The organism is Neisseria sicca (assembly GCF_003044565.1).
Classification (GTDB): domain Bacteria; phylum Pseudomonadota; class Gammaproteobacteria; order Burkholderiales; family Neisseriaceae; genus Neisseria; species Neisseria sicca_A.
Window position 1 is genome coordinate 78,086 of the sequence record NZ_POXG01000009.1, and the last position, 26,146, is coordinate 104,231.

Consider the following 26,146-nt stretch of genomic DNA (forward strand, 5'->3'; position numbering starts at 1 on the left):
TATTGGGTGGGGAAAGGCCGTCTGAACGGATTTTGTGGTGTGTTTATAGGCGTTTGGTCAACGCTTTTTATTTTTTATCCTAGATATGTATTTCAACATTTTGCCTTGCCGCCGTCAACTGACGAGGCGTGTTTGAAGATAGGCATTCGGATATCAATGATGTGAGTTGAAGATTCGTTTGTTGATGGTTTTTATAAAAACTTAAATAAATCATATGTTTGATTATATTCAAGATGTAATTGTTTGAACAACGTGTATTTCATTGCATATGAGGCTGATTTTTGTCTAACGTGTCATTTGAGGGAAAAAAAGAATGTGGGATCAAATAATATAGGGTCATGAAATGGCATAAAGGTCGTCTGAAATCCTGTTCTCTAAAGCTTTGGGCTTGGTTGAACCTGAATTTCAGACGACCTTTCTTTATTTACCGCTTATTTATTTATTGTTCGGATGGGATTCCATCGGTGCGGACAAAGGCAGTTCGGGTACAGTGCGGGCAGATTCCGAAACGCTGCCGGACAGGGTTTTCAGGAAGGCAACGATGTTTTCGGTTTCTTCCGGAGTCAGGTCTTTACCCAGCTGCGCTTTACCCATGATGGTAACGGCTTTGTCTAATTCCCAAACGCTGCCGTTGTGGAAATACGGATAAGTTTTGGCGACGTTGCGCAAGCCTGGTACGCGGAAGAAGAATTCGTCTTCAGCTTTTTTGGTTACGTCGGCACGACCTTTGTCTTGTTTCGGATCTTCAATGAATTTCCAGTACGGACCTTGAACCAAACCGAATTTTTGGAAGGTTGTGCCGCCGAGGTTGACGCCGCTGTGGCAGGCGATACAGCCGCTGTCCATAAAGGCGCGCACGCCTTTGCGCTCTTGCTCGTTCAGAGCGTTGACGTTACCTTTGAGGTAGTCATCCCATTTGGTCGGTGTTAGTAGGGTACGTTCGAATGCGCCCAGTGCGGTGGTGATGTTTTTGAAGGAAACTGCGCCGTCTTCAGGGAAGGCGGTTTTAAACAGTTCTTGATATTCGGGGATTTTGGCAATTTTGGCAGCGGCTGCTTTTTGCGAGTCGTTTGCCATTTCCACAGGGTTGACCAACGGTCCGCCGGCTTGTTCTTCAACGTCGGCTGCACGGCCGTCCCAGAACTGCATGCCGAGCAAGGCGGCGTTTAACGCGGTCGGGGAGTTGCGTCCGCCGAACTGTCCTTTATGGCCTTGGCTGGTCGGCAAGTTGTCCACGCCTGCGGTGGCGAGGTTGTGGCAGGAGTTGCAGCTTACGGTGTTGCCTTTGGAGAGGCGTGGCTCATACCATAATTGATGGCCGAGTTTGACCTGTTCTTCGGTAAACGGGCGCAGTTTCTGCATTTCTTCAGCGCTTGGCAGTGGTTTGAAGATGCCTTGCGCGCGTTTGAGCAATTCTTGGTCTTCAGGTGAAGCATTGCTGTCAACGGCGACTTGGGACGCTGCTGAGGCGGTTGAAGCAGCTTCAGGGGTTGTCTGAACGGCAGAGGCTTCGGTCGGTGCGGAAGCAGGTTTTTGTTCCTTGCTTTCCTATCCGCCACAGGCGGCCAATGCGGACAAAACAGCAAGCGACAGGAGCAGTCGGGTGTTGCGGTGGTTCATGGCGTGTTCCTTTTTGTAGTGGATATTATTATGAGTAAGCACCGTTTCCGTTGATTGCCGTGATGAATGGCGGGCGAAAATGGGGAATGGCATTCCGCTTTGTTTACGTCCGTTTGATATGTCCGGCTTTTTTGTCCGCGAAGTATAAACAGCGGGCGTGGTTTGCCCTTTGCGGTAAATCAATATTGGATTTTCAATAGAAATAAGCAATATATGTGATAGCTTCTGCATTTTCATGCGGTTTTCATGTTGAATAGGCCTCTATCGCTTGCACTGCCAAGCCGATTGGTTTAAATTAAACGACAATTTACCGTTGGAAGACACACAATGAAAATCACCGTCATCGGCGCAGGTTCTTGGGGTACAGCCCTTGCCCTGCACTTTGCCCGCCACGGCAACGAAGTCGCCCTTTGGACACGCAATCCCGAACAAGTCCGTACATTGCAGGCAGAACGTGAAAACAAACACGGTCTGCCCGGTTTCCCTTTCCCTGAATCCTTAACCGTTTACGCCGATTTGGGTGATGCACTCAAAGACAGCGAACTCGTCCTTGTCGTAACTTCTGTCGCGGGTTTGAGAAGCAGCGCAGAACTCCTCAAACAACACAATGCCGACCACGTTCCCGTCCTTGCTGCCTGCAAAGGCTTTGAACAAGATACAGGGCTGTTGACCTTCCAAGTATTGAAAGAAGTATTGCCTGAGAACAAAAAAATCGGCGTGCTGTCTGGTCCGAGCTTTGCCCAAGAACTCGCCAAACAACTGCCTTGCGCCGTAGTTATCGCCTCAGAAAATCAGGAGTGGATTGAGGAATTGGTTCCACAACTCAACACCAACGTAATGCGCCTTTACGGCAGTACGGACGTGATCGGCGTGGCTGTCGGCGGTGCTGTCAAAAATGTGATGGCAATCGCTACCGGCCTTTCCGACGGTCTCGAATACGGACTCAATGCGCGTGCGGCGCTGGTGACGCGCGGTCTCGCCGAGATTACCCGTCTTGCCATGGCTATGGGCGCGCAGCCTAAGACCATGATGGGGCTTGCCGGCATCGGCGACCTTATCCTGACCTGTACCGGCGCGCTTTCGCGCAACCGCCGTGTCGGTTTGGGTTTGGCAGAAGGAAAAGAACTGCATCAAGTGTTGGTGGAAATCGGTCATGTTTCCGAAGGTGTCAGCACCATCGAAGAAGTGTTTAACACCGCTGTGAAATACCAAATCGACATGCCCATCACCCAAACCCTGCTGCAACTCATCCGCAAGGAAATGACCCCGCAACAAGTTGCAGAAAGACTCATGGAGCGCAGCGCACGCTTTGAGTAAGACCGAACGGTAAAGGTCGTCTGAAAACATCAAACCAAAAAGTTTCAGACGACCTCAAGATTCGGCAGCGATTGACATCCCTGCATCATCATCCTAATATCCTGACCGCCTGCCACCATGCGGCAATATGGAAGCCTATACATGAATCAATCACTCGACACCTTGGAAGTCAGCGTTTACCAGCTGGCCCAAAAATTTGAAACCCTTGTTGGTGAAAACCGCCGCCTTAATGAAGAAATCGACCGCCTCAAGCTCGAGCATGAACAACAAAAGCGCGAACATGAAGCCGCCGTTGACGAATTGAGTGAAGCGTTGCTTGTACAAGTCGGCAAACTCAAAGAAGACCTACAAGGCAAAATCGACAATCTTAATGCCGAAAAAGAACAATACCGCAGCGCATTGGAACAGACTGCAGAAAAAATCCGCCAGCTCATTTCCCGCCTGCCGCAAGAAACACAATCATAAGGACACGCCATGAGTATCGAACAAGTCAGCCTCGACATCATGAATGTCAATTTCACCATCAACACCCCGAGCGAAGAAAAAGATACCCTGCTCCAAGCCGTTGATATGCTCAACAAAAAAAGTGCCGCCATCAAAGAGAGCGGACGCATTGTCGGCAGCGATAAAATCGCCATTATGACCGCGCTCAACGTTGTCCACGACCTCCTTAAAATTACACTCAAAGACGATTTGGCAATAGGCGAATTTGAGCGTAAAATAACTGACATGAACAACGCCTGCCAAAAAGCTTTGGCGCGGTTGGAACAAAACTGATTTTTCTTTTTCCCTGCGGTGTCCGCGAAGGCATATATTCCTTTGAACCAATAAGTTCGCTTAAGGTTGCCGGGAGTTGCAGTGGGCGCGAGTGTCTATTCTTAGATGCACCCGAAGCTGCCCGAGGTGACCGCCTTGTCAACAAGGTTCAAGCGGATTCAGCCAAAACGGCTCTCGCGGGGATTCCCTATATCAAGCCATGCCCGTGCGGCATGGCTTTCATTTATCATCGGCTTCGACGTCGTCTGAAAACCAAGCGTAAAATTAAAAAACATATCCCGATATTTTGAATCATCAGGAATGTTTTCCAGCTTAAAAACAACATCTCCCTACGCATAAAACCGCCATCATAGAAAAAACACTTTCAGACGACCCCAATCCGATTGACAAAAGCCAATCCCATCTTTAAAATTCACAACTTTCTATATCTATCTGGATTTCCACTATGAAAACCTTTTCAGCGAAACCCCACGAGGTGAAGCGCGAATGGTTCGTTATCGACGCCCAAGACAAAGTTCTGGGTCGCGTTGCAGCCGAAGTCGCACACCGTCTGCGTGGCAAGCACAAACCTGAATACACCCCCCACGTTGACACCGGTGACTACATCATCGTCATCAACGCGGACAAACTGCGTGTAACCGGCGCCAAATTCGAAGACAAAAAATACTTCCGTCACTCCGGTTTCCCCGGCGGTATCTACGAGCGTACTTTCCGCGAAATGCAAGAGCAATTCCCGGGTCGCGCTTTGGAACAAGCTGTAAAAGGCATGTTGCCTAAAGGCCCATTGGGTTACGCAATGATCAAAAAACTGAAAGTGTACGCTGGTGCAGAACACGCCCATGCCGCACAACAACCCAAAGTTTTGGAATTGAAATAAGGACACGACATGAACGGTAAATACTACTACGGCACAGGCCGCCGCAAAAGTTCAGTGGCTCGTGTATTCCTGACTAAAGGTACCGGCCAAATCATCGTAAACGGTCGCCCCGTTGACGAATTCTTCGCGCGCGAAACCAGCCGCATGGTTGTTCGCCAACCTTTGGTTCTGACTGAAAACGCTGAAGCGTTCGACATCAAAGTCAACGTTATCGGCGGTGGTGAAACCGGTCAATCCGGCGCAATCCGTCACGGCATTACCCGTGCCCTGATCGACTTCGATGCTGCGTTGAAACCTGCCTTGTCTCAAGCCGGTTTCGTGACTCGCGATGCCCGTGAAGTTGAACGTAAAAAACCAGGTCTGCGCAAAGCACGTCGCGCAAAACAATTCTCCAAACGTTAATTCGTTTTTGGAATCTAAAAAAGCCCTGCAATGCAGGGCTTTTTTTATTTGTTGCAGCTATCGGATTGCCTATACATTTTTGAGACTGGTTGAGAGAGGGCGGACGGCTGAGCGATAGTAAGTTGAGACGGCAGGATTCGCGTTAAGTTTTTCTATTTCTTCAAATATCGAAAATGTGAAATTTCTTTTCGCATTCCCCATTGATACAATGAGGTTTTTTGCAGGGTCGTCTGAACATGACGGATTTCTCAAAGGGGCTTGTGGCAGCAGTAGCTTCCAATTTATTGTTTTCCATGCTGTTTCTGTACGGAACTTGGATGCATCCGATGACCGGGACGGAAGTTTTTGCTTGGCGCATGGTTGCAATGTTGGCGGCCATATGCGTATTGATGGGCATGAGCGATGGCTGGAAGGGGGCAGGGCAGTTTGTTCGTGAAACGGGCAGGGATTGGAAACGTTGGTTTTTGATTATGTTGCCCACGCCTGTTTTCGCAAGTCAGCTTTGGCTGTTTGTATGGTCGCCGATCAATGGTGAAGGTGTGAATGTGGCAATGGGCTATTTCCTGTTCCCATTGGCGATGCTGGCGTGCGGGAGGATTTGGTTTAAGGAAACGCTTAACCGTCTGCAAATAGTAGCGGTCGTATCGGCATGTTTGGGCGTGGCATGGGAGTTGGTACGATCCGGTGCATTTTCATGGGCGACGGTATGGGTATTCGGAACATATCCCATCTATTATTTGGTGCGCCGCAGACTGGGCGTGCCGGCATTGATAGGGCTGACGTTTGATTTGCTCGTGATTGCGCCTTGTGCCTTGTTTTATATTCTGACGCAAACCGATACCATTAATTTGATTGCGTCCACCCCAAAACTTATCGGCTTTATCGTTCTGCTGGGTATCAATAGCGCGGTCGCCATGCATTTGAATTTAAAAGCAAGCCAATTATTACCCATTGCCGTATTCGGTATGTTGAGCTATTTGGAACCGGTCTTGCTGTTTATCATTTCGATTGCGTGGCTGGGCGAACCTTTGGAGAATAGGGCATTAATCAGCTATGGATTTATCTGGTTGGGGTTGAGTCTGATGATGGTAAACGGATGGCTGGCAATGAAGAGAAGGGTCGTCTGAAACCGCTGTTTTATATAGTGGCTTAACTTTAAACCAGTACGGCGTTGCCTCGCCTTAGCTCAAAGAGAACGATTCTCTAAGGTGCTGAAGCACCAAGTGAATCGGTTCCGTACTATCTGTACTGTCTGCGGCTTCGTTGCCTTGTCCTGATTTAAATTTAATCCACTATAAATTTCAGACGACCTTGCTCCGTCAAAATCGCATTTCCCGCTTTCCGTCCTAAAGTTTCAATTTCTAAATCAATGTCGTCAGCAGGCTGCCTCGGCTTGTCAAACTTTTGCCTGATAGACAGCATTCGATATCGAAAGGTCGTCTGAAACATCTTTTCAGACGACCTTTGCCGTTTCCATTAAAATACCGTATTCCCATTTTTCAGACGGCCTTTTCCCATGTTTACCGACCAATCCGCCCCCAATCTTCTGCAAGGCTTGAACCCCGAACAACTTTCCGCCGTAACCTGGCCGCCGCAATCCGCCCTTGTGCTGGCGGGCGCGGGCAGCGGCAAAACGCGCGTGCTGACCACGCGCATCGCATGGCTTTTGCAAACCGGTCAGGCAAGCGTACACAGCATTATGGCGGTAACGTTTACCAACAAAGCTGCCAAAGAAATGCAAACCCGACTCGGCGCGATGGTTCCCATCAACGTCCGCGCCATGTGGCTCGGCACGTTCCACGGTCTCTGCCACCGCTTTTTGCGCCTGCACCACCGCGATGCCAGCCTGCCGTCTTCCTTTCAAATCCTCGACAGCGGCGACCAGCTTTCCCTCATCAAACGCCTGCTCAAAAGCCTCAACATCGCCGAAGAAATCATCGCGCCGCGTTCGCTGCAAGGCTTTATCAACGCGCAAAAAGAATCCGGTTTGCGCGCTTCCGTGTTGAGCGCGCCCGACCCGCACACAAGCCGCATGATTGAATGCTACGCCGAATACGACAAAATCTGCCAACGCGAAGGCGTGGTCGATTTCGCTGAGCTTATGCTCCGCAGTTACGAAATGCTGCAAAGCAACGAAATCCTGCGCCAACATTACCAAAACCGCTTCAACCACATTCTCGTTGACGAATTCCAAGACACCAACAAACTGCAATACGCCTGGCTCAAACTCATGGCGGGCGGCAACGCGGCAGTCTTTGCCGTCGGCGATGACGACCAAAGCATCTACCGTTTCCGCGGCGCGAACGTCGGCAACATGACCGCGCTGATGGAAGAATTCCACATCGACGCGCCCGTCAAACTCGAACAAAACTACCGCTCCGTCGGCAACATCCTCGCCGCCGCCAACGCCGTTATCGAAAACAACGACGAACGCCTCGGCAAAAACCTGCGCACCGACGCCGAAGCAGGCGACAAAATCCGCTACTACTCCGCCTTTACCGACCTCGAAGAAGCCCAATTCATCGTGGACGAAACCAAAGCCCTCGAACGCGAAGGCTGGGATTTGGACGAAATCGCCGTCCTCTACCGCAGCAACGCCCAATCCCGCGTTATCGAACAAAGCCTGTTCCGCAGCGGCATCCCCTACAAAATCTACGGCGGACTGCGCTTTTACGAACGCCAAGAAATCAAACACGCGCTCGCCTACCTGCGCCTCGCCGTTAATCCCGACGACGACAACGCCCTCTTGCGCGTCATCAACTTCCCGCCGCGCGGCATCGGCGCACGCACTGTCGAAAACCTTCAGACGGCCTCAACCGAACAAGGCATCACCCTCTGGCAGGCAGCCTGCAATGCCGGCGCAAAAGCCGCCAAAGTCGCCGCCTTCGTCCGCCTGATTGAAGCCCTGCGCAACCAAGTCGGACAACTGCCCCTGCCCGAAATCATCGTCGGCATCCTCAAAGACAGCGGCCTGACCGAACACTACAAAACCCAAAAAGGCGACAACCAAGACCGTCTCGACAACCTCGACGAACTCGTCAACGCCGCCATCGAGTTCAAACCCGAAGACAGCAACTTCGAAATCCTGCCCGACAACATTTCAGACGACCCCGCCTTCCCCATCCTCGCCTTCCCCATCCTCGCCTTCCTCAGCAACGCCGCCCTCGAATCCGGCGAAAACCAAGCAGGCGCGGGCGAAAAAGCCGTCCAACTCATGACCGTCCACGCCGCCAAAGGCTTGGAATTCAACGCCGTCTTCCTCACCGGCATGGAAGAAGGCCGCTTCCCTAGTGAAATGAGCCTTGCCGAACGCGGCGGCCTCGAAGAAGAACGCCGCCTCATGTACGTCGCCATCACACGCGCCCGCAAACGCCTCTACATCACCATGGCGCAGCAACGCATGCTGCACGGGCAAACCCAATTCGGCATCGTCTCCCGCTTCGTCGAAGAAATCCCGCCCGAAGTATTGCACTACCTGTCCGTCAAACAAACCGCCTACGACAGCTACGGCAGCCCGCGCCAAACCGCCGCGTCCAAAGACAAAATCATCGACGACTACAAACAGCCGCAAACCTACGCAGGCTTCCGCATCGGACAAAACGTCCGCCACGCCAAATTCGGCACCGGCGTCATCATCGATGCCGTGGACAAAGGCGAATCCGCCCGACTGACCATCAACTTCGGCAAACAGGGCGTAAAAGAGCTGGATACCAAGTTTGCGAAATTGGAAGAGATGTAGAAGGGAGATGGCAGAGGCCGTCTGAAACCCGTAGCGTGGGCTTTGCCCACGAATCAAACTAAAATTTCAGACGACCTCTTTTAGTCGTCATTATCGTGGGCGAAGCCCACGCTACAATGCACACCGATAAAGCAAATAGTCGTCTGAAAACGAGAGCAACGAGCTTTGCTGAAACCTCTGCCGTCATTCCCGCGCAGGCGGGAATCCAGAAGTTTGAGGTTGCAGCAGTCTTGAAATGTTCCTGAAATACCAAGGTCTGGATTCCCGCCTGCGCGGGAATGACGGCATTAAAGAATCGGCAGTTTGCAAATAGGTTGTTCAAATTAAGTGATTCGATTCTTATCTTTAGAATCCGAAAAGATTAATCAGCAAAAATAGGAAAGGGAAAAAATGGGATTTTTTAGCGAGTTACATGATGATTTGGTGCAGGTTAAAAAGAAAATTGCCCAAGCGGATGAGTCGATGTTGTCAGAACAGGAGCGCGAACAGTATGAATTGATTACGGCGGTGGCGTCATCGATGATTGATAATCCTGAGTTATGGGAAGAACAATGTTTATTCAATATTCATTATATAGGTGAAAATTTTAAAAGTCTGATCCAAAATTTTCTTTTTGATTTTTCAGATAAAAATTTGTCATATCTTTATGACGATGTTGTAAGGTTTTTAGCTGAATTAAATTTAAGCTTTCAGCAAAAAGAATATAGTTTCAATCCTGGAAGTTCATTATTCCCAATAATCAAAAGATTAAAGGAACAAATGTTTTACTCAGGAGAAAGACATCCTGATAGTCTTAATTATGCTTTTTATAAGATGCCGATAGACATATTATGTTTCTATATGGGTAACCAAGGCTTTAAGACATTCTTTGAATTTGATGAAAGGAAAAATGCCTTAGAAACATCAATTACAAAATATTGGGATGAAATTCAACAAAAAATAGATGAAGTAAATGTACTCAAAGATAAATTGGACGAATACAAAACGGCATTTAATTTTGTCGGTTTGTCTAAAGGTTTTGAAAGTCTGTTGGAACAAAAGAACGAAGCTAAAAAGAAAACTTTTGGGCTGTTGGTTTTGTTGGCAATAACCGTAGCTTTGACTTTGGCTATCAGTTTCTCTGTACAAACTACAGGTGCAGTTTTTTCATGGCAATCCATGCTACCCATTATCGGCTTGGAATTTGTTTTAATCTATTTCTTCAGAGTGGTTTTAACTCATTACCATTCGATACAGACCCAAATCATGCAGTTGGAACTGCGACAGTCGTTGTGCCAATTTATCCAAAACTATGCCGAGTACGCGAAAAAAATCAAAACTGATGATAAAGACGCGCTGGAAAAATTCGAAAACTTGATTTTTAGCAGTATTTTGTCCAATCCTGATAAAGTGCCGGGTACATTCGACGGTGTGGAAGGATTAACGTCTTTGCTGAAAGAATTGAAGAAATAAAATGAAGGTCGTCTGAAATCCTAAATTAGTTTTTCAAACGGATTTCGTGGGCAAAGCCCACGCTACGGGATGGTCCTATCAACGTGGTCAGTGTAGGTTGGGTCGAGACCCAATAAAGTCTGTTGAGTGTTCGCAATGTTGGGTTTTCAACCCAACCTACGTGAAAAGTCGTCTGAAAACGTTTTCAGACGACTTTTCGGGGCTTTGTTATGTTAAAACCGCACAATTTATTGTGCGGTTTGTCATTGTCAGTATTTGAAGTTTTCGCCGAGATAGACGGAGCGGACTTGTTCGTTGTTGACCAAGTCGTCGGGCTTGCCGGAGGCGAGGACAGTACCGTCGCTGATGATGTAGGCTCTGTCGCAGATGCTGAGGGTTTCGCGTACGTTGTGGTCGGTAATGAGTACGCCGATGCCGCGCGATTTGAGGAAGTCGATGATTTTTTGGATGTCGATGACGGCAATGGGGTCGACGCCGGCGAAGGGTTCGTCCAAGAGGATGAAGCGCGGCTTCATGGCGAGTACGCGGGCGATTTCGACGCGTCGGCGTTCGCCGCCGGATAGGGAGGGGGCGGGGTTGTGGCGCAGGTGGCCGATGTTGAGGTCGGCGAGCAGTTTTTCGACTTCGCCGTCGATGCGGCTTTTGTCTTTGGTGCTGATTTCTAAAATGGCGCGGATGTTTTGTTCGACGGTCATTTTGCGGAAAATCGAGGCTTCTTGGGGCAGGTAGCCGACGCCGAGGCGGGCGCGTTCGTGTATGGGCAGGTGGCGCAGTTCTTGTCCGTCGAGGGTAACGCTGCCTGCGTCGGCGGCGATGAGTCCGACGATCATGTAGAAGCTGGTGGTTTTGCCTGCGCCGTTGGGGCCGAGCAGGCCGATGACTTCGCCGCTTTCGATTTCGAGGGAGAAGCTTTTGACGACTTGGCGTTTTTTGAAACTTTTTTGCAGGTTTTGAACGACGAGGCGGCTAGTGTTTTCGCTCATAAATGACTCTTGGTTCGGAGGTCGTCTGAAAATGTGGCTTGGGGAACTTGCTATGCTGGTTTTCAGACGACCTTTGGTGTTGTCAGATATTGGTTATTTGGTTTTTTGGGTGCTGGACGGCTGGATGACGACGCTTACCCTGCCGGATTTGGCGGCGGATTTGGCACCTGTTTTGGAGCTGCCGTTGATGGTATAGACTTCGGTTTTGGTGTTGTAGGTGATGACTGCGCCTTCGGCTACATCGCCGCCGCGTTGGACTTTGGCGTTGCCGGTCAGGGTAACGAGGTTGATGGCGGAGGAGTAGGTTACGTTGTTGGCTTGTCCGTTAACCGTGCCTTTGTTGTCGTCGAGCGTTTGGCTGAAGCGGACTGGCGAGCCGCTGGCTTTCATAAACTGTTCGCCTTTGTCGTTGCGGGAGACGTTGACGCTGCCGGCGCGGATGTTGAGCGTGCCTTGTTTGATGATGACGTTGCCGGTGAAGGTGGTGCTTTGGTTGTTTTGGTCGAGCGAGCCTTGGTCGGCTTCAATCTGTATCGGCTGCTTGCTGTCGCTTTGCAGGGCGTAGGCTGGGGCGGTGGCGAAAAATGCGGTTAAAACACATGCCTTACATATTTTTTGTATCATAAATCGTGGCTTTCACTCTGGATGGGAAGTTCAACAAACCTTTTTTGTGGTCATACGTCAGACCTTCGGCGCTGCCGCTCGATTCGCCGTATTGGAAGGTAACGGGCGTGTCGGTTTTGGCGTATTGCGATTCGGTGTCGACGTGTAGAAGCTCGGTTTTGACGACGCCCGCCTGCCGTTTGGCATCGGCGGCTTTGGTCAGGACGACGTTGTGTTTGAACAGGAGTTGTTTGGTTTGGGTGTTGTACACGGCTTCGTCGCTGCCGACGTCGTAAAGCCGGCTGCCTTCTTGGAAGAAGACGAGGTGTGGCAGCTCGAAATGGACGTCGGTGCTTTCGGGAAACTGTTTTGCCCCTCTTGCGCTCAGATGCTCTTTCAGACGACCTTGTTCGTCAAATCGCCGCCCGTCTATGCCGTCCATCGTATATTGCGGCTGGTTAGGGTTGAGTTTGACTTCTTCAATGTCGATTTCGCTGATGCGCCCCAGCCATGCCGACAATCCGCCGAGCGCGACCGCCAGCACCAAAGGGAATGCGATTCCGTACCGCCATCTTACTTTCATTTGATGTACTCGTTCAAAGCCGCGCCCAGCGTACCTTTTGCGCGCATAATCAGGTCGCACACTTCGCGCACCGCGCCTGCGCCGCCCGCCTGTTTCGTAATATAGGCGGCGTGTTGCAGCGTAAACCAATGCGCGTCGGGGACGGCAACCGGCAATCCGCAGCGCACCATCACCGGCAAATCGACCACGTCGTCGCCGACAAAGGCGCACTCGGCTTCTTCTACGCCTGCCTGCGCGCGCAATTCTTCATAGGCGGCGCGTTTGTCCGAAATGCCTTTGAAGTAGTAATTTATGCCCAACTGTTTGACGCGGATGCCGACGGAGGGCGCGTCCCGACCTGTGATAATCGCAGTCTGCACGCCGCTTGCCTGAAGCATCTTCAAGCCGTGTCCGTCCAGGGTGTGGAACGATTTGATTTCTTCGCCGTTGTCGCGGATAAAGATGCGGCCGTCGGTCAAAACGCCGTCCACATCCAATACCAGCAGCTTGATATGCGCCGCGCGCTGTTGCAGCTCGGGGTCTAAGGTTTGCATAGTGTTTCCTTGCGGATTGCCAGGTTTCAGACGACCTATTCTAACATAAAGGTCGTCTGAAAACGGTTAGCCCGCCTTTACACAATCCGCGCCATCAGTAAATCGTGCATATTCAGCGCGCCGGTCAGCACGCCGTCGGCGTCGGTTACCAAAAGCCCGTTCACATGGTTTGCCTGCATGACTTTGAGGGCTTCGGTGGCGAGGCGTTCGGCGGGGATGGTTTTGGGGGAGGGGTGCATGATTTCATCGACGGTCAGCCCGTCAAAGCGGTCGCGCTGTTGGAACAGGCGGCGCAAATCGCCGTCGGTGAACACGCCTTTCAGACGACCTTGATTGTCCGTTACCGCGAGCATACCCAAGCCTTTTTCGCTCATGCTGACGATGGCTTCTTTTAAGGGCGTACCGAGTCGGACGGCAGGCAGTGCGTCGTCTTTGTGCATGATGTCTGCCACGCGTAAAAGCAGGCGTTTGCCGAGGCTGCCGGCGGGGTGGCTCAGGGCGAAATCGTCGGGCGTGAACGCGCGTGCGCGCAAAAGGACGACCGCCAACGCATCTCCCAAAGCCATAACGGCGGTGGTGCTGGTGGTCGGGGCAAGTCCCAGCGGGCAGGCTTCTTTGGAAACCGACGCCGTGATGTGGATGTCGGCATGACGCGCCATGGTCGAGTCGGGGCGGGCGGTGATGCAGATTAGGGTGATGTTTTTGCGTTTGAGCGCGGGAATAATGGCGGCGATTTCGTCGCTTTCGCCGGAATTGGAAATCGCGACGACGACGTCGTTATCCACAATCATGCCCAAATCGCCGTGTGCCGCTTCCGCAGGATGAACGAAAAACGCGGGTGTGCCCGTCGAAGCCATGGTCGCCGCTATTTTGCGCCCGATATGTCCCGACTTGCCCATGCCCGTGATGACGACTCTGCCTGTGCAGTGCAACAGCGCGTCTGCCGCAAGGGCGAAGTTTTCGTCCAACTCCGTCGCAATTTCGCGCAAGCCTTCCGCTTCGGTGTGCAACACTTCGCGCGCCCAATCGAGATATTGACCGTTTCCTGCCATAAATTCATGCCTTTTTGTGTTCGTTTTATAGTGGATTAACTTTAAACCAGTACGGCGTTGCCTCGCCTTGTCGTACTATTTGTACTGTCTGCGGCTTCGTCGCCTTGTCCTGATTTTTGTTAATCCACTATATATCGTTTTGGACATTGTTAAATGCCCTAATAAACTATCCAAATTTTCCGAATAGGGGTAGCATTACCGCCAGCTTCGCAAATAACCTATATTTAAAAGGAATCAGAGATGACTATTTTATCGGACGTTAAAGCATTAGGACAACAAATCTGGCTGGACAACCTTTCCCGCTCGCTCGTGCAAAGTGGCGAATTGGCGCAAATGTTGAAACAAGGCGTGTGCGGCGTCACTTCCAATCCCGCCATCTTTCAAAAAGCCTTTGCAGGCGACGCGCTTTACGCCGATGAAGTCGCCGCCCTCAAGCAGCAAGACCTCAGCCCCAAACAACGCTACGAAACCATGGCGATAGCCGACGTACAGGCAGCATGCGACGTTTGCCTCACCGAACATGAATCCACCGGCGGCAAAACCGGTTTCGTCAGCCTCGAAGTTTCCCCCGAGCTTGCCAAAGATGCGCAAGGCACGGTAGAAGAAGCCCGCCGCCTTCATGCCGCCATCGGGCGTAAAAACGCCATGATTAAAGTTCCCTCCACCGATGCAGGCATCGAAGCACTCGAAACCCTCATCGCCGACGGCATCAGCGTCAACCTGACCCTGCTGTTCTCACGCGCCCAAACCCTCAAAGCCTACGCAGCCTACGCGCGCGGCATCGCCAAACGTTTGGCAACCGGACAAAGCGTTGCCCATATCCAAGCCGTCGCCAGCTTCTTCATCTCCCGCGTGGACGGCGCGCTGGATGCAACGCTGCCTGACCACCTCAAAGGCAAAATCGCCATCGCCCTTGCCAAAGCCGCCTACCAAGACTGGGCGCAATACTTCGGCAGCACCGAATTTGCCGCGCTGGAAGCCAAAGGCGCAAACCGCGTGCAACTCTTGTGGGCATCCACAGGCGTCAAAAATCCCGCCTATCCCGACACGCTCTACGTTGACAGCCTGATCGGCGCGCACACCGTCAACACCGTCCCCGATGCCACCCTCAAAGCCTTCATCGACCACGGCACAGCCAAAGCCACGCTGACCGAAGGCGTGGAAGAAGCGAAAGCGCAGCTTACCGAAACCGCCGCGCTCGGCATAGACGTAGAAACCCTCGCCAACCGCTTGCAGGAAGACGGTTTGAAACAGTTTGAAGAAGCCTTCGACAAACTGCTCGCCCCGCTGGCTTGATTGTCAAAACCCAAGCAAGCCTTAGCAACCCGATTCCTGTGCTTTATCTATAAACGAACTCAAAAGGTCGTCTGAAAACCTCAATTCGAGATTTTCAGACGACCTTTTGCCGTTTCCATCATCTATATATAGATTCAAATAAATGCCAAGCATCATCACAGTGATTATTTCAATACTGGCAGAATCTGCCAAAAATAATGTGCAAAATCGAAAAAGGGCAGGGCGGGTATCCCTATCGATTATCCCCTTTTTAGAAGAGGCTTCGAGCGCTAAGAATAACCATTCAAAATTAAATTAATTTCCATAAATTTCTATTGCGAATTACCTCTTATCCTAAATAAATACCGAATATCAAAAAATCATATTAAAAATATTATATAAATCAATTTATTAAAAATATCTAAATTTCAAGAATACCGCTTATCTAAATAATCATACCGTTTGTCAAAATATTCAAATATTATTAAAAACGGCTTTCAAAAGTGACGAAACACGGCACATGACACAAAACGTCTTCTTCACTTCCCCCAAAAAAATCAAAAAATGACAAAACGCGTCATATCGCAGAAACAATCCCTCGTCATAAAAAAGCCAAAATCTGCCCGAAAAATCCTTCAAAACAAATTTAAACTTATTAAAAACATAAAATTACAAAATATTTGCACAAAAAATCCAAAAAAATCCAGACTTGGCACATCCCCTGCTTGATACATTACGTCCGGCAAGGAAATGAAGCAACGAAATCCGAACCGGGAAGCTGTATATTCCTTCTACTTGATGGTTTTACTCATAAAACAAGAGAGCCAAACACATTACGGTTTTTTAACAACAAACATTTTTATTCACAACACTTTTTAAACTGGAGTTTATTAAATGAAAGCAATCCAAAAAGGTTTCACTCTGATCGAATTGATGATCGTAATCGCAATTATCGGTATTCTGGCCGCTATCGCCCTGCCGGCTTACCAAGACTACACCGTACGCTCCCGCGTAACTGAAGGTTTGGGTCTGGCTGAATCTGCCAAACAAGCCATTGCTACTGAAGGCTCTGCAGCTGCTGCTGACCTGGCTCGTGTTGCTGCGACTTGGAACGCTCAAAACAACGGCACTGGTGCCAACTCTAAATATGTTAACAGCATTCAAATGGATGAGAATAGCGGCGTTATTACTGTTGTCTACAATCCAGGTCGAGTGGGTGTTGCTGCTACTGAAAACACCCTGACTCTGACTCCATGGGTACGTAGTGGTGCTGCTGGTGGCGGTGAAAGTTTGGCTGCTGCCATTGGTGGTGGTCGTACCGGTTCTTTGGACTGGGGCTGTGCTTCCTCTACTCATGGTTCTGCTGATGCTTCAAATATCACAGTTACACCTGTTACGAATGCTTTGCAAGCTAAATACGCTCCTGCACAATGCCGCTAATTTAATCAATCAGAAACACCCGCTGCGGCGGGTGTTTTTCTATCAGATAAAATAATTTTCAATCGGATTTATCTTTCGGAGTCATTTTTTTTCAAGATTTAAAAAGGGGGGATATTGTGTCTTTACAAGCAATGCATACAAAAAATAGAGGCTTTACCTTGATTGAGCTGATGGTGGTCATCGCCATTATCGGCATTTTGGCGGCAATTGCATTGCCAGCTTATCAGAATTACGCGATACGCGCCCGTATTTCAGAAGGGCTATTGTTGGTTGCACCCCTAAAGAACGAAATTGTTGTTGATGGACGGACATCATCTGTGTACTTGCGTAGTGCTATCACTGAAATGAATACTCGCAACAACAATACGGGAGCGAACAGTAAGTATGTAGATTCTATACAAGGCGATCCGACAAGCGGCGTGATTACCATTACTTATAATGCCGCAGCCGTAGGTTTGGATGCCAATGCCAATACCTTGACCTTGACACCTTTTGTCCCTAGAGCAACAGGTGGATACGATACCCTGCAGCAAGCCTTTACATCCGCCAATATGGGCGTGGTGCAATGGGCATGTTCATCCGATACCCATACAACTGCAGACCATTATGGCCTGACTCCCGTCACTCCAGGAACGCTGCCTGCTCGATTTGCACCATCCGAATGTCGCTAAGCGCATTGCTTGGGTAGTGTGTAGGTTGGGTCGAGACCCAATGAAATTTGGGTAATTTGGAATGTTGGGTTTTGCAACCCAACCTACCCTGAGGTCGTTTGAAAAGCGTTTTCAGCAGGGTGTAGGTTGGGTCGAGACCCAACGAACTTTAGATAATTTGAAATGTTGGGTTTTGAAACCCAACCTACCATAAGGTCGTCTGAAAAGCGTTTTCAGACGACCTTTTGTCTTATACGTGTGGATTGTAGCGTGAGCTTTGCCTACGAAGATGGCGGGTAAAAGAGGTCGTCTGAAATTTTGGGTTTGATTCGCGGGCAGAACCCACGCTACGGGTTTGGTGTGATTCGCGGGTGGATACGCGCTACGCGGTGGATGGTTTAATCCCTCCCCCCCCTGTAACATCCGCTTTATCCAAGCTTCCCCTCCTCTCCGAACACTTCCTTCCACAATTTCCTGACATTGCCGTAATGTGCCAGCAATTCGTCAGTTACTTCGGTTTTTTCCGCATCGCGCAGTTTGGTGTTGTGTTGCTGCTGGCGGTAGAAGCGGTAGGCGGTGCGGCTTTGTTCGGCGAGGGTTTTGCCGATGAGGCCGCAGTCGGCGGCGATGTTCAAGAGGGCGATGTTGCCGTAGTTGTCGAGGAGTTGCGGATATTTTCGGGCATAGGCAAGGATGAGGTATTGGACGATAAATTCGACGTCGACCACGCCGCCGCGCGCGTATTTGACGTTGCTGTCAACTGGCGGATGGGTGGGGAACATTTTTTCGCGCATTTCGATGATTTCGCCTGCCAAGGTGGTTTGGTCGCGTTCGGCGGTGAGGATTTCGGTGCGGATGCGGTCGAAGGCCGTCTGAATTTCGGGTGTGCCGCAGATGAAGCGGGCGCGGGTGAGGGACTGGTGTTCCCACGTCCATGCGTTTTCGCGCTGGTATTTTTCGAAGGCGGCGATGCTGTGGGCGAGGAAGCCGGCGTCGCCGTTGGGGCGCAGGCGCAGGTCGGTTTCGTAGAGGCTGCCTGCGCCGGTAGCGGCGGAAAGGCAGTTGGTCAGGCGGCGCGCGAGGCGGCTGTACACGTCGCCTGCGTCGGGATGGGGATCGTCGTAGAGATAGATGAGATCGAGGTCGGAGGCGTAGCCGAGTTCTTTGCCGCCGAGTTTGCCGTAGCCGACGACGGCGAATTGCGGGGTGTCGCGGTGTTTTTTGGGCATGTCCGCCCACGCGCACAGCAGGGCGGCGGCAAGGATGGTGTCGGCTAGGGCGGAGAGTTGGTCGGAGAGGGATTCTACCGTCCACAGTCCGGCGAGGTCTTGGACGGCGAGGCGGAAGACTTGGGCGTGTTGGAAGCGGCGCAGGGTGTCCATTTGCGCTTCGGTGTCGCCGCCGCAGGCTTTGAGGTCGTCTGAAAGGGCGGTGGCGAGGGTTTGCCAGTCAAACGTGGTATCCAAAAGCTGCGCGCTGATGAGTTCGTCCAGCAGAATCGGATATTTGCTCAGATACGCCGCCACCCATGAGCTTTGGCTCATAATCTGCGCGAGTTGCGCCAAGGTTTGCGGATGTTCGTTGAGGAAGGCGAGATAGGCGGAGCGGCGGCTGATGTTTTCGAGGAAGTCAAACAGCCGCATCAGCGTATCGGTCGGGTTGGTTTGCTCTGCCGCCGCCTGTACGAACAGCGGCACAATGGCGTCAAAACGCGGCTGGGCGTGTGCGGAAAGATGGCGGTATTTATGACCGTTTCGGATTTGGTCGAGCCTTGCGGCGATGGTTTCGGCATCGAACCCGTGTTCTTTCAGACGACCTTGCCGCTCTTCTTCGTCGGGTTTGTCCTGCCATGCCCATTGCCATTCGCTGTTGGCTAGGGTTTGCTCTTCGGGTTCGCTCAAAATTTCGTTGAACAACTGATTGACCTTGTTCCGATGAACGTTGAGGTCGTCTGAAAAGGCGGCGTAGCTGTCGAAGCCCATGCTTTCGGCGAGCAGTTGCTGCTGTTCGGGCGAGGCGGGCAGGGTTTGGGTTTGCTGGTCGTCCCAGTATTGCAGGCGGTGTTCGACGTCGCGCAGGAAGCGGTAGGCAGCGAGCAGGGTTTCGACGTTTTCAGACGGCATGATGCCCAATTCGGCAAGTTTCTTCAGCGTTTCCTGCGTGCCTTTCAGTTGCAGCGCGCGCATTTGCCCGCCGCGTATCATCTGGAAAATCTGGGCGATAAATTCGACTTCGCGGATGCCGCCCGCGCCGAGTTTGATGTTGTCCGCCATGCCTTTTTTGCTGACTTCGCTGCGGATTTGGCGGTGTAGGTTGCGCATTGCCTCATACGCGCTGTAATCCAGATATTTGCGGAATACGAAGGGACGCACCAGCGATTTGATGTCGTTTGGATACGGCGTAACCACGCGGCCTTTACACCACGCATAGCGTTCCCATTCGCGCCCCTGCGTGATCAGGTATTGCTCCAGCGCGGTTTCGCTCAATACCAGCGCGCCGGAATCGCCGTCCGGCCGCAGCCGCATATCGACGCGGAACACCTGCCCGTCGGCGGTAATGTCATTCAGCAACGCAATCAGTTTCTGCCCGACTTTGGTGAAAAACTCCTGATTGCCCCGTTCGCGCCTGCCGTCGGTGTCGCCTGATTCGGGATAGACGAAAATCAAATCGATGTCGGAAGACACGTTCAACTCATAGCCGCCCGCCTTACCCATCGCCACCACGCTCAAATGCTGCGGCGATTTGGTATAACGCCCGATTGGCGTGCCGTACATATCCCGATAATAGGCGTAGGCAAAATCCAGCGCGGTATTGACGGCAAAATCGGCAAACAGCGTAATCGTGCGGGTTACTTCGTTCAAATCGCTGATGCGGTTTATATCGCGCACGATAATCTGCGACACCACATAACGGCGCAACTCGCGCAACTGCCGTGCCAATTCTTCCTCGTTTTCTTCCGTGCGGATTTTGTCCCAGTCGGCAAAGGCTTGGAAATCCGCTTCGGTTAACACTTTGTCTAGCATGGGCAGGAAAATTTCGGGCTTGAGTTTGCCGTTGTCGAGCTGGCGGGTGAGGAACAGGGAATGGTGGCGGGCGGTGTCGAGGCGGTTGTCGGACATTTCGGATTCCGTTTTGAAGGATGAGGGGAATGGTATGGTGGATTAACTTTAAATCAGGACAAGGCGAGGCAATGCGGTACCGGTTTAAAGTCAAGCCACTATATCATAGCAATCTTGGAGGTCGTCTGAAACAGCAAAACACAAGGCGTATGAGCGGGTTTGTTTGCTGATATGGGAAGTTTGTGATTTGTTCCTGATAGTCAAAAAGTATAGTCAAAAGGTCGTCTGAAAAGCGTTTCAGACGACCTTTTGATGTGTTTAAACAGATTAGCCGGTGAGTTGTTTGGTAATCAGTTTTTTCAATGGCGGGAAGTTGTTGCTGGCACGCAATACCAAGCCGCGCAGGATTTTGGCGGGCGCGGTTTCGTTGGTAAAGAGTTTGAGCAGCATATTGGTGCCGAGGTAAATCGGTTGGGCATGGAGCATATGCTTGGTGCTGTATTTTTCCAGCAGGCTGGCGGCGCCGATGTCTTGACCGCGTTGTTCCGCTTCGAGAATCAGTTTTGCCAAGATGTCTGCGCTGGATAAGCCCAAGTTGAAACCATGTGCGGTAACGGGGTGCATACCGACGGCGGCGTCGCCGATTAAGGCGCTGCGTTTTCCATAGAAACGTTGGGCAATCATGCCGACCAAGGGGTAGTTGTGAATGGTGCTGACCAATTCCATATCGCCCAAACGGCCTTTGAGCTGCTCTTTGACACTGGCTGCCAATTCTTCAGGAGACATTTTTTTGATGGTGTCCGCCTTGTCGCTATCGACGGTAATGACGGTGTTGGTCAGGTGTTCTTCCAAAGGCAGCAGGGCGATGGTGCGGCCGTAGTGGAAGCATTCGTAAGCGGTATGCTGGTTGGACAGGGTATGCTTCATGCGGCAGACGAACATGGTGCGGCTGTAATCGTGCATATCGGAGGAAATACCCAGTTGTCGGCGGGTTTGGGAGAAGCGGCTGTCTGCTGCTAAGAGTAGGCGACCGCTCAAAACTTCGCCGTTTTCCAAGATGACTTGGGCTTCGTCTTCGGAAGTTTTGACTTCTTTGACGCCCGTGCCGGTCAGAATAGTGACGTTGTCCAGTTTGGATACGACTTCATAAGCGGCTTTGCGGATATTGTGGTTTGAAATCAGATAACCTAAGCAGTCGGCAGGTTCGCCGCGTGCTTGGGTCGGTTGCGGGAAGTGGAGTTGGTAATCGGACTGCCCGTTCAAGACTTTTGCGTCACGCAAGGGGTAAATTTCGTCTTTCGGAATCAAATCCCACATGCCCAAGCGTTGCATAATTTCGCGGGACAGGTGGGTCAACGCGATTTCACGCCCGTCATAAGGTGGATTTTGTAAAATTTCTAAAGGGCTTTTTTCAATCAATGTGATTTTTAAACCGCTACCGGCCAGTTCTGCGGCAAAACTCAACCCGGCAGGTCCTGCGCCGACGACAAGAATATCGCTGTGTAAGCTCATGAGGCATCCTTTTTGTTAAAGGGGTACGGATAATTTCAGACGACCTTAAGTTTACTGTGTTTGAATGAGATAAGGGTAATCTGCATTGAGTAATTGATTATAGCAAAAGTATCGATTGAGTAATTCAAAGATTTATATTGTGAATGATTTTTTACGCTGCGCTTAATGTAAGTCAATGGCGGTAATGTGTTGCGTATTATGAAGTGTTTAAAAATCAGTAAGTAGCGGCTATATGGATTTGCTTTTCTTTTATAGTGGATTAACTTTAAACCAGCACGGCGTTGTCTCACCTTGTCCTGATTTAAATTTAATCCACTATACTCTGGGGTGTGGGAAGGGGCGTGATGGCAAAGGGGTCGTCTGAAATTTTGTGGTAGAGTGGTTTTTGCATCAATGCGGTGTTCTTGTTTTGTTGAGTTGATTGTATGGTTTGCAGTTTTGTTGTCGTGTACTGCTTGAATTTGAATTGGTAGTGGCAAAATTATTTACGATCAATATTCGCAACCGAATACAAACAAAAAAGCTGTATTCCCTAAGAAATACAGCTTTTTCAATATCGCGACAAACTCGGATTATTCTTCAGAACCGGTGTAAGGACGGATGCTGACAGTTTTACGGTTCAGCGCACCTTTGGTTTTGAATTCAACATAACCGTCAACTTTGGCGAACAAAGTGTGGTCTTTGCCCATGCCTACGTTGTCGCCGGCGTGGAATTTGGTACCGCGTTGGCGGACGATGATGGAACCTGCCGGAATCAGCTCGCTGCCGTAGGCTTTTACGCCCAGGCGTTTGGCTTCTGAATCGCGACCGTTGCGGGTGCTACCGCCTGCTTTTTTACTTGCCATTTGTAATACTCCTAAGTTTCAAAAATTAGGCGATTGCCACGATTTCGATTTGAGTGAAATTTTGGCGATGGCCTTGGCGTTTTTGGTAGTGTTTACGGCGGCGCATTTTGAAAATGCGTACTTTCTCGCCGCGACCATGGGCTACTACTTTAGCTGTTACTTTTGCGCCTTCGATAAAAGGAGCGCCAACTTTTACAGATTCGCCGTCAGCAATCATCAAAACTTCGGTCAGTTCGATTTGGCTGTCGAGTTCGGCTGGTATCTGTTCTACTTTCAATTTTTCGCCAACGGCAACTTTATATTGTTTGCCGCCAGTTTTTACGACCGCGTACATACTCAACTCCATGAGAATTATGGTTAATATCCCGCACACCATTGTGCGAAACACGAGATTCTATTGCTATTTGCCTGTTTTGTCAAAGTTTATTTCGTTTGTAGGGGTAAGGTCGTCTGAAAGATGTGCCAAACGGGCTTTGCTGCTATAATCGCGCGCTGGATTGCCGATATTTTTATGCGGCAATATTATTTCCACCTTATACCCAACCCATTATATTTATACGGCAAGCCTGCTTCATTTTGCTGACTGAGAATGTGTTATGCTCGAAAACCTGCCTTATTTCCAACGCCATCTGCCTGAAGACCTTTCACGGGTCAATGAGGTGATCAACCAAGCGGTTCAGTCTGATGTCGCGCTGATTTCGCAAATCGGTACTTATATTATCAGTGCCGGCGGTAAGCGTCTGCGTCCGATTATGACGATTTTGGCAGGTAAATCGGTCGGCTATGACGGAGATAAGCTGTATGCTTTGGCGGCGATGGTGGAATTTATCCACACTTCGACCCTGTTGCACGACGATGTGGTTGATGAAAGCGATTTGCGCCGCGGACGCGAAACGGCGAATAATCTGTTCGGCAACGCGGCGGCGGTGTTGGTCGGCGACTTTTTATATACGCGCGCTTTCCAGTTGATGGTTGATTCCGGCAGTATGCGCATTTTGGAAGTCATGGCGGATGCAACCAATATTATTGCCGAAGGCGAGGTCATGCAGCTGATGAACATCGGCAATACCGATATTACCGAAGCGCAATATGTTCAAGTGATTCAATATAAAACAGCCAAATTGTTTGAAGCGGCAGCACAGGTCGGCGCGATTTTGGGTAATGCCTCTCCTGAGCATGAGCAGGCGCTGAAAGATTACGGCATGTATGTCGGTACGGCGTTCCAAATTATTGATGATGTTTTGGATTATTCGGGTGAAACTGAAGAAATCGGTAAAAACGTCGGCGATGATTTGGCGGAAGGCAAACCGACTTTGCCGCTGATTTATCTGATGCGCAACGGGGCGAAACAAGTGGCGGACGATGTGCGCCACGCTTTGGAAAATGCGGACCGCAGCAGTTTCCAAAAAATCCATGATTATGTCGTCCATTCCGATGCGCTGACTTATTCGATTTCCGAAGCACGTAAAGCAGTTGAGCAAGCAGTGGCTTCTTTGGCTGTGCTACCTGACAGCGAAGTCAAGCAGGCGATGGTTCAGTTGGCTGAGGAATCATTGGCACGGGTTTCTTAAATCCGATGAATTTCAACTTCGTCCCGATGTTTCTGGTGACGCTGATTTTTCTCGGTGTCGTCAGTAACAACAACTCGATTACGATTTCAGCAGCAATTTTGCTGTTAATGCAGCAGACTGCTTTGTCGCAATATATTCCTTTCATGGAAAAACACGGCTTGCATTTTGGGATTATTTTGCTGACAATCGGGGTCTTAAGCCCGCTGGTTTCAGGCAAGGTTCAAATTCCGCCGCTTTCGGAGTTTGTCAATTTTAAAATGATTGCCGCCGTATTAATCGGCATCCTTGTCGCCTGGCTGGCAGGACGCGGCGTACCGCTGATGAGCGAACAGCCTGTTTTGGTAACAGGTCTTTTGATCGGTACGGTTATCGGTGTGGCGTTTATAGGCGGCATTCCGGTCGGCCCGCTGATTGCCGCAGGATTATTATCATTTATAGCAGGAAAAGTTTAACACGCTCGCCATAGTTCAACGGATAGAACGTATGCCTCCTAAGCGTAAAATACAGGTTCGATTCCTGTTGGCGAGGCCAGAAAATACAAAGAGGTCGTCTGAAATTTTCAGACGACCTCTTTGTATTTTCTATGAACGGGAATCGTAAATCGTTCTGTCGGACTGCATCAAGATTCTTGTACCGGCAGCATCTGTTTTTGAGGATGTTGGGAGTGCAGTGTCGTCAGCTTCTTCGTCAAGATATTCAAAATCACGCCGTAGGCTGGCAGGAAGAAGAGGGTGCAGATGGTGAGTTTGAACAGATAATCGACAAAAGCGATGCTCTGCCAGTTTGCCGCCATAAATTCATCGCTGCTTGCGTAGAAGGCAATGGCGAAAAATACCAGCGTATCCAAAGCGTTGCCGATGACGGTTGATGCGGTCGGGGCAATCCACCACGCTTTCAGACGACGTAATTTGTTGAACACAAAAATATCAAGAATTTGTCCGAGTGCGTAAGCGGCAAAGCTGGCCAAAGCGATACGTCCGACAAAGGTGTTGAATTCGGATAGTGCGCGCAAGCCTGTCCAACTGCCGTTGTGGAACAAAACGGAAAAGATGTAGGAAAGCAAAAGGGCGGGGAACATGACCCAAAAGATAATCCGCCGTGCCAAGTGCGAACCGAAAATGCGGACGGTCAGGTCGGTGGCAAGAAAGATGAAGGGAAAGGAAAACGCGCCCCAAGTGGTGTGGATGCCGAAAATTTGGAAGGGGAACTGCACCAGATAGTTGCTGGCGGCGATGATGAGGATGTGGAAAAGCACCAGCCAGAAGAGTGCCTTCTGTTGTTGCGCTGTTGTAAATTCGTACATGTAAATCTTTCGGAAAGGCTTTCAGACGACCTTCTTGTGAAAGAGGTCGTCTGAAAATGCGTAAAAGGGGATGGATTATTGGCTGTCGTGTTCAAACAGGCGTTTGCGTGCCAATGCTTCGAACTCGGTACCTGCTTTGCCGTAATTGGCAAAGGGATGAATGGCGATGCCGCCGCGCGGTGTGAATTCGCCGAAAACTTCGATGTATTTCGGATCCATCAGTGCGATCAGGTCTTTCATGATGATGTTGACACAGTCTTCATGAAAATCGCCGTGGTTGCGGAAGCTAAAGAGGTAGAGTTTCAGGGACTTGCTTTCCACCATTTTGATATGCGGGATGTAGCGGATGTAGATGGTAGCGAAGTCAGGCTGCCCGGTCATGGGGCAGAGGCTGGTGAATTCGGGGCAGACGAATTTGACGAAATAGTCGTTGTCAGGGTGTTTGTTGTCGAATGCTTCGAGAATTTCGGGAGCGTAGCCGGTCGGATATTGGGTTTTTTGATTGCCCAAAAGAGAGATGCCTTGTAGCTCTTCGGTATTGCGGGACATGAGG

General features: G+C 50.3%; 24 protein-coding genes, 1 tRNA gene, 1 other RNA gene and 1 pseudogene. 15 read left to right on the forward strand and 12 right to left on the reverse strand.

The genetic code is table 11. The features are described 5' to 3' along the window. Positions 1–435: 435 nt before the first annotated feature. A pseudogene (locus DBZ16_RS13790) lies at positions 436–1,620 on the reverse strand (cytochrome-c peroxidase). Between the two features lie 327 nt (positions 1,621–1,947). Between DBZ16_RS13790 and DBZ16_RS13795 the strand changes: the two are divergent. From DBZ16_RS13795 to DBZ16_RS16455, 9 genes are all read left to right on the forward strand, one after another. Continuing rightward, positions 1,948–2,937, forward strand: a complete 990-nt coding sequence (locus DBZ16_RS13795) for an NAD(P)H-dependent glycerol-3-phosphate dehydrogenase (protein ID WP_107814388.1) — start codon at positions 1,948–1,950, stop codon at positions 2,935–2,937. Between the two features lie 141 nt (positions 2,938–3,078). Beyond that, positions 3,079–3,402, forward strand: coding sequence for a hypothetical protein (locus DBZ16_RS13800; protein WP_019271148.1), 324 nt, complete (start codon positions 3,079–3,081; stop codon positions 3,400–3,402). Positions 3,403–3,411: 9 nt separating this feature from the next. Next, complete coding sequence (locus tag DBZ16_RS13805; RefSeq protein WP_003744050.1) at positions 3,412–3,714, forward strand: cell division protein ZapA; 303 nt, start codon at positions 3,412–3,414, stop codon at positions 3,712–3,714. A 7-nt stretch (positions 3,715–3,721) separates the two neighbouring features. Continuing rightward, a non-coding RNA gene (gene ssrS, locus DBZ16_RS13810) (6S RNA) lies at positions 3,722–3,901 on the forward strand. A 258-nt stretch (positions 3,902–4,159) separates the two neighbouring features. Then, the gene (gene rplM / locus DBZ16_RS13815; protein ID WP_003744049.1) at positions 4,160–4,591 is read left to right on the forward strand and encodes a 50S ribosomal protein L13; all 432 of its coding nucleotides are present in this window, start codon (positions 4,160–4,162) and stop codon (positions 4,589–4,591) included. 9 nt (positions 4,592–4,600) lie between these two features. Next, the gene (rpsI, locus tag DBZ16_RS13820) at positions 4,601–4,993 is read left to right on the forward strand and encodes a 30S ribosomal protein S9 (protein WP_003744048.1); all 393 of its coding nucleotides are present in this window, start codon (positions 4,601–4,603) and stop codon (positions 4,991–4,993) included. A gap of 236 nt (positions 4,994–5,229) precedes the next feature. Then, positions 5,230–6,120, forward strand: coding sequence for an EamA family transporter RarD (gene rarD / locus DBZ16_RS13825; RefSeq protein WP_107814389.1), 891 nt, complete (start codon positions 5,230–5,232; stop codon positions 6,118–6,120). 389 nt (positions 6,121–6,509) lie between these two features. Beyond that, entirely contained in the window at positions 6,510–8,732 is a 2,223-nt protein-coding gene (gene uvrD, locus DBZ16_RS13835; protein ID WP_107814390.1) for a DNA helicase II, read from the forward strand. Between the two features lie 390 nt (positions 8,733–9,122). Beyond that, the gene (locus DBZ16_RS16455) at positions 9,123–10,184 is read left to right on the forward strand and encodes a hypothetical protein (RefSeq protein WP_240600401.1); all 1,062 of its coding nucleotides are present in this window, start codon (positions 9,123–9,125) and stop codon (positions 10,182–10,184) included. A gap of 248 nt (positions 10,185–10,432) precedes the next feature. On the opposite strand, the gene lptB is transcribed toward DBZ16_RS16455, so the two are convergent. From lptB to DBZ16_RS13865, 5 genes are all read right to left on the reverse strand, one after another. Further along, positions 10,433–11,167 carry an LPS export ABC transporter ATP-binding protein gene (gene lptB, locus DBZ16_RS13845; RefSeq protein WP_019270978.1) on the reverse strand — a complete coding sequence of 245 codons (735 nt, stop codon included), beginning with the start codon at positions 11,165–11,167 and terminating at the stop codon, positions 10,433–10,435. A gap of 93 nt (positions 11,168–11,260) precedes the next feature. Continuing rightward, positions 11,261–11,791 (reverse strand): lipopolysaccharide transport periplasmic protein LptA, encoded by a 531-nt coding sequence (gene lptA / locus DBZ16_RS13850; RefSeq protein WP_003743816.1) that lies wholly within the window; start codon positions 11,789–11,791, stop codon positions 11,261–11,263. Beyond that, on the reverse strand, positions 11,772–12,353 hold the full coding sequence (gene lptC / locus DBZ16_RS13855; protein WP_003743817.1) for an LPS export ABC transporter periplasmic protein LptC: 582 nt from the start codon (positions 12,351–12,353) through the stop codon (positions 11,772–11,774). Before lptC ends, lptA begins: the two co-directional genes overlap by 20 nt. Then, entirely contained in the window at positions 12,350–12,886 is a 537-nt protein-coding gene (locus DBZ16_RS13860; protein ID WP_107814391.1) for a KdsC family phosphatase, read from the reverse strand. Before DBZ16_RS13860 ends, lptC begins: the two co-directional genes overlap by 4 nt. Before the next feature lie 77 nt (positions 12,887–12,963). After that, positions 12,964–13,938: a KpsF/GutQ family sugar-phosphate isomerase gene (locus DBZ16_RS13865; protein WP_107814392.1), complete on the reverse strand. Its 975-nt coding sequence runs from the start codon at positions 13,936–13,938 to the stop codon at positions 12,964–12,966. A gap of 240 nt (positions 13,939–14,178) precedes the next feature. On the opposite strand from DBZ16_RS13865, the gene tal reads away from it, so the two are divergent. The 3 genes from tal (at position 14,179) to DBZ16_RS13890 (ending at position 17,324) form a co-directional block, all read left to right on the forward strand. After that, positions 14,179–15,234, forward strand: coding sequence for a transaldolase (tal, locus tag DBZ16_RS13875; protein ID WP_107814393.1), 1,056 nt, complete (start codon positions 14,179–14,181; stop codon positions 15,232–15,234). 873 nt (positions 15,235–16,107) lie between these two features. Next, the gene (locus tag DBZ16_RS13885) at positions 16,108–16,653 is read left to right on the forward strand and encodes a pilin (protein WP_107814395.1); all 546 of its coding nucleotides are present in this window, start codon (positions 16,108–16,110) and stop codon (positions 16,651–16,653) included. Positions 16,654–16,769: 116 nt separating this feature from the next. Continuing rightward, a complete protein-coding gene (locus DBZ16_RS13890; protein ID WP_276308317.1) occupies positions 16,770–17,324 on the forward strand; it encodes a pilin in 555 nt (184 codons plus the stop codon). Positions 17,325–17,731: 407 nt separating this feature from the next. Here the strand turns inward: DBZ16_RS13890 and glnE are convergent, their stop codons facing one another. The 4 genes from glnE to rplU all read right to left on the reverse strand — a co-directional run bounded on the left by glnE (position 17,732) and on the right by rplU (position 23,053). Further along, positions 17,732–20,422, reverse strand: a complete 2,691-nt coding sequence (glnE, locus tag DBZ16_RS13895) for a bifunctional [glutamate--ammonia ligase]-adenylyl-L-tyrosine phosphorylase/[glutamate--ammonia-ligase] adenylyltransferase (RefSeq protein ID WP_107814397.1) — start codon at positions 20,420–20,422, stop codon at positions 17,732–17,734. A gap of 267 nt (positions 20,423–20,689) precedes the next feature. Further along, positions 20,690–21,874, reverse strand: a complete 1,185-nt coding sequence (gene ubiM / locus DBZ16_RS13900) for a 5-demethoxyubiquinol-8 5-hydroxylase UbiM (protein WP_107814398.1) — start codon at positions 21,872–21,874, stop codon at positions 20,690–20,692. A gap of 572 nt (positions 21,875–22,446) precedes the next feature. After that, the gene (gene rpmA, locus DBZ16_RS13910) at positions 22,447–22,719 is read right to left on the reverse strand and encodes a 50S ribosomal protein L27 (protein WP_016686478.1); all 273 of its coding nucleotides are present in this window, start codon (positions 22,717–22,719) and stop codon (positions 22,447–22,449) included. A gap of 25 nt (positions 22,720–22,744) precedes the next feature. Continuing rightward, positions 22,745–23,053, reverse strand: a complete 309-nt coding sequence (gene rplU / locus DBZ16_RS13915) for a 50S ribosomal protein L21 (protein WP_003763980.1) — start codon at positions 23,051–23,053, stop codon at positions 22,745–22,747. 262 nt (positions 23,054–23,315) lie between these two features. On the opposite strand from rplU, the gene DBZ16_RS13920 reads away from it, so the two are divergent. The 3 genes from DBZ16_RS13920 (at position 23,316) to DBZ16_RS13930 (ending at position 24,821) form a co-directional block, all read left to right on the forward strand. Beyond that, the gene (locus DBZ16_RS13920; protein ID WP_101810534.1) at positions 23,316–24,290 is read left to right on the forward strand and encodes a polyprenyl synthetase family protein; all 975 of its coding nucleotides are present in this window, start codon (positions 23,316–23,318) and stop codon (positions 24,288–24,290) included. A gap of 5 nt (positions 24,291–24,295) precedes the next feature. Beyond that, a complete protein-coding gene (locus tag DBZ16_RS13925; RefSeq protein ID WP_107814400.1) occupies positions 24,296–24,742 on the forward strand; it encodes a DUF441 domain-containing protein in 447 nt (148 codons plus the stop codon). 4 nt (positions 24,743–24,746) lie between these two features. Then, a tRNA-Arg gene (locus DBZ16_RS13930) sits at positions 24,747–24,821 on the forward strand. Positions 24,822–24,909: 88 nt separating this feature from the next. Here DBZ16_RS13930 and DBZ16_RS13935 read toward each other — a convergent pair. Together DBZ16_RS13935 and queF are read right to left on the reverse strand one after the other, a co-directional pair. Continuing rightward, positions 24,910–25,593 (reverse strand): 7-cyano-7-deazaguanine/7-aminomethyl-7-deazaguanine transporter, encoded by a 684-nt coding sequence (locus DBZ16_RS13935; protein ID WP_107814401.1) that lies wholly within the window; start codon positions 25,591–25,593, stop codon positions 24,910–24,912. A 75-nt stretch (positions 25,594–25,668) separates the two neighbouring features. Next, positions 25,669–26,142, reverse strand: a complete 474-nt coding sequence (gene queF / locus DBZ16_RS13940) for a preQ(1) synthase (protein WP_016686771.1) — start codon at positions 26,140–26,142, stop codon at positions 25,669–25,671. Between the last annotated feature and the right edge of the window lie 4 nt (positions 26,143–26,146).